At 70.2% G+C, this 3,937-nt stretch carries 4 protein-coding genes; all 4 read right to left on the bottom strand.

What is annotated here, in order from left to right:
* Positions 1-92: 92 nt before the first annotated feature.
* Positions 93-1,613, bottom strand: coding sequence for an anthranilate synthase component I (trpE, locus tag VFM98_RS23040; RefSeq protein WP_325112229.1), 1,521 nt, complete (start codon positions 1,611-1,613; stop codon positions 93-95).
* A 222-nt stretch (positions 1,614-1,835) separates the two neighbouring features.
* On the bottom strand, positions 1,836-2,522 hold the full coding sequence (gene gph / locus VFM98_RS23035) for a phosphoglycolate phosphatase (RefSeq protein ID WP_325112228.1): 687 nt from the start codon (positions 2,520-2,522) through the stop codon (positions 1,836-1,838).
* A 74-nt stretch (positions 2,523-2,596) separates the two neighbouring features.
* Positions 2,597-2,833 (bottom strand): hypothetical protein, encoded by a 237-nt coding sequence (locus VFM98_RS23030; protein WP_325112227.1) that lies wholly within the window; start codon positions 2,831-2,833, stop codon positions 2,597-2,599.
* A 140-nt stretch (positions 2,834-2,973) separates the two neighbouring features.
* A partial coding sequence (locus VFM98_RS23025) for a catalase-related domain-containing protein (protein WP_325112226.1) occupies positions 2,974-3,937 on the bottom strand: 964 nt, incomplete at its 5' end.

Raw genomic sequence — 3,937 nt, 5'->3', positions numbered from 1 at the left:
ATCCCCTTCCACCAAGGGCTGTTCCCTTTGCGTCCTTTGCGTAACCTTCGCGTCCTTTGCGTCCGGTTGTTGAGGCTGTTGGAGTTGGCTGTTCATTCCAGCCCCTCCTCCACCAGTTCGGAGGCCCGCAGCAAGGCTCGGGCCTTGGCCTCCGTTTCCTTCCACTCCAGCTCGGGGACCGAATCCGCCACCACGCCCGCGGCCGCCTGCACGTAGAGCGTCTGGTCCTTGATGATGCCGGTGCGGATGGCGATCGCCACGTCCATGTCGCCGGCGTAACTGAGATAGCCGCAGGCGCCGCCGTAGAGGCCGCGCTTGTTCGGCTCGAGCTGGTCGATCAGCTCCATGGCGTGCACCTTGGGCGCACCGGAGAGCGTGCCGGCCGGGAAGGTGGCCTTCAGCACGTCCATGTTGGTCATGCCCTCGTTCAGGATGCCTTCCACGTTGCTCACGATGTGCATCACGTGGCTGTAGCGCTCCACCACGAAGGCCTCCGTCACCTTCACCGAGCCGGTCTTCGCGATGCGGCCGATGTCGTTGCGTGCCAGGTCGATCAGCATCACGTGCTCGGCGCGCTCCTTGGCGTCGGCCAGCAGTTCCTGCTCCACCGCCTTGTCCACCTGCGGCGTGGCGCCGCGCGGGCGGGTGCCCGCCAGCGGGCGGATCGTGATCTTCTCGCCTTCGTCCGTGTGCTCGTGCCGCACCAGGATCTCCGGCGAGGCGCCCACCACGTGGAAGTCGCCGCCCTGGCCGTCCGCGCCCGTGAAGTTGTAGTAGTACATGTACGGGCTCGGGTTGAGCGAGCGCAGCGCCCGATACAGCGACAGCGGCGACTCGGTGTAGCGCTTCTTGATCCGCTGCCCCACCTGCACCTGCATGAAGTCACCGGCGGCGATCAGCTCCTTGGCGCGCTCCACCGCCTTCAGGTAATCGGCCTTGGCGAATTCGCGCTCCGCCGGGAAGCTCTCGGTCTGCTTCACCACCGGGGCGCTGACCGAGTACTTCAGCAGCTCCTTCAGTTCGCGCAGGCGCCGCTTGCCGTTGGCGAAGGCCTCGGGCCGCCCCGGATCCACGTAGACGATCAGGTACAGCTTGCCCGAGAGGTTGTCGATGACGGCCAGCTCCTCGCATTGCAGCAGCAGGATGTCCGGGCAGTGCATGGTGTCCACCGGACAGCTGCGTTCCAGCTTCTTCTCGATGTAGCGCACCGTGTCGTAGCCGAAGTAGCCGGCCAGGCCGCCGCAGAAGCGCGGCAGCCCCGGGCGCAGCGCCACCTTGAAGCGCTTCTGGTAGGCGTCGATGAAGTCCAGCGGGTTGCCGCCGGCCGTTTCCACCACCTGGCCGTCGGTGACGACCTCGGTCCTGGCGTCGGCGCCGAAGCCGCTCGCGCGCAGCAGCGTGCGCGCCGGCAGGCCGATGAAGCTGTAGCGGCCGAAGCGCTCGCCGCCGACGACGGACTCCAGCAGGAAACTGAGCCTGCCGCCGCCCCGGGCATGCGCCAGCTTCAGGTACAGCGACAGCGGGGTCTCGAGGTCGGCGAAGGCTTCCGCGATGAGCGGAATGCGGTTGTAGCCTTGCAGCGCAAGGCTCTTGAATTCGAGTTCGGTGATCAAGGGTGAGCCTCCACAAGCTCGGCGGCCGTTCCACTGGCGGCCGCGGGATCCGGACGATGCCTTCCGGTGGGAAGGCGCGGGGGCACGGGCTGCCCCGCGCCGATCAGCTGCGCACTTGGACAGGCTTGCGCCAGGGCCAGGCTCCCCGGTCGCTGCAACCTGTGATGACAGTGCGGTGGATGAACATGCGGAGGCAGTGTAGCAAACGCCCGTGCAGGCCCGTCAAGCCCGGCGTGCGGCGGCCAGCACTTCGCCCACGCCGGCCAGCGAATCGAGCCAGCCGTCGGCATCCACCTGGCGCACCGGCTCGCCGTGGTTGTAGCCGTAGGTGACCAGCAGCACGGGGCAGCCCGCCGCGCGGGCGGCCGCCGCGTCGTTGCCCGAGTCGCCGATCATCAGCGTGGCGGCGGGGGCGGTGCCGAGCGCGGCGCAGGTTTTCAGCAGCGGCAGCGGGTCCGGCTTCTTGCGCTCGAAGGCGTCGCCGCCGAATACCGCGTCGAACGCCGGTGCCAGGCCCTTCGCTTCGAGCAGCCCGCGCGCGAACTCGCCCGGCTTGTTGGTCAGGCAGGCCAGGCGCAGGCCGGCCGCGCGCAGCGTGGCGATGCCCTCCTCCACGCCCGGAAAGACGCGCGAGAAGCGGCCGTTGATGCGCCGGTAGGCCGCGAAGTAGCGCTCCCAGGCCTGCGGATAGAGCTGCGCCGGCGCGCCGACGTGCGCCAGCGTCTGGCGCAGCAGGTGCTCGGTGCCCCTGCCGATGAAGCCGGAGATGGTGGCCGCCGCAATGGAGGGCAGGCCCAGCCCGGCCAGCATCTCCTCGAGGGCGGCGTGGAAGTCGCCGAGCGTATCGACCAGCGTGCCGTCGAGGTCGAGGATGGCGGCGCGCACGGGCGCGGCGAAGGCGGAGGACATGGCCCGAGGATAACGGGCCCCGGAAAAGACGAAGCCAGGGACCCGGCCCTGGCTCGTGGCGGCGGAAGGCGCTTTCAGCGCCAGCGGCGGCTGCTGCTGCCTTCGTAGCCGGAGGAATCCACGTCCGGCTGCAGGCGCGTCCAGGCCAGCGGGTCGGATTTGGCGGCGGATGCGCGGGCGGGCGCGGCGTCGTCGCGGCCCGGTTTGCGCACATAGCCGACGACTTCACGCTGGCGTTCGGGGTCGGACGAGGTGAAGCCGCGGCCGGAACTCCAATACGGTCGGCCAACGACGTGGTTGCTGGACGGCATGCACTCTCCCTGTCAAGAAAATGCCGGCAGCGCGCCGGCCTTGGGCGTATTGGGCCGTCGGCGCGGGCCGGGCACAGTCAGTGCACCTGACATCGCGCCGTAGGGTTTGTCCTACGCGCGCGGGGGGCCGCCGCCCGCGTTCAGGCGGGGACCTGCTCGACCAGGGCGCGGGCCCAGTGGCGGTGCTTGCCGATCGCGGCGATGAAGTCCTGGCCCAGCTGCACCCGGGCCGTGGGCTCGTTGGTGCCGACCACCACGCCCGCAGGCACGGGCGCTTCGGCCAGCGCCACGCCCACCCGGCGCAGGATCTCCACCGATTCGCCGATCAGGCAGATCGGCTTGCAGTGCTTGTACGCCTCCAGCACGAAGTGCACGGCGTCGCCGTCCTTCAGCAGCGCTTCCGCGGCCGTTGCGCCGCCGGGGACGAGCACCGCGTCGAACATCACCGAAGGCATGGTGAGGAAGGTGTGGTCGATCGGCACCTGCTGCCCCGACGACGAGGCGACGAAGCCCAGGTGCGCGGCCACGACCCTGGTACTGGCGCCGGCGTCGAGCAGCGCCTGCTGGATCACCTTGAAGGCGCCCAGTTCGACCCCCGGCGCCATCACCACCGCCACCTTGCGCGTGGCGATGCTGCCGCCTGCCGTCTCCATGCTGAGCGACGGCGCCAGTTCCACCGGCAGCTTGCCGCGCGGCTCGCGAAACCCCGCGCGGCCCGCGGCGGCCCGCGCATCGGGCGGCCCGATGCCCAGCGGCTCGGCCACCTTGCGCGCCAGCCGCGCATCGACGTGCGCCAGGTTGTCCACCACCCGCTGGCGGATCGCCGGCGTCTCCACCCGCGACAGCTCGAACTGGAAGGCCGCGATGATGTGCTCCTTCTCGGCCGCGCTCTGGCTGTTCCAGAACAGCGTGGCCTGCCCGAAGTGGTCGTCGAAGGCGGGGCTGCGGCGGCGGACCTTGGGCGACTCGAGCGGCTCGGCCAGGCTCTGGAAGCCCTGCTCGCCGCCGTCGACGCGGAACTCCGAGCCGTTGCCGAGCGTGTTCGGCTCGTAGGCGACGCGCCCGCGCGGGATCGTCATGCGGTGCTGGCCGCCGCGCTGGAAG

Origin of the sequence: Ramlibacter sp. (assembly GCF_035706265.1) — a bacterium.
GTDB lineage: Bacteria > Pseudomonadota > Gammaproteobacteria > Burkholderiales > Burkholderiaceae_C > Ramlibacter.
The sequence above is the reverse complement of the archived record's forward strand: the minus strand, read 5'-3'. Positions and strand labels throughout refer to the sequence as shown.

Bases quoted from the DNA above. Each gene is read 5' to 3' on its own strand.
- gph (WP_325112228.1), bottom strand. From the start codon at position 2,522: ATGTCCTCCGCCTTCGCCGCGCCCGTGCGCGCCGCCATCCTCGACCTC.
- VFM98_RS23030 (WP_325112227.1), bottom strand. From the start codon at position 2,833: ATGCCGTCCAGCAACCACGTCGTTGGCCGACCGTATTGGAGTTCCGGC.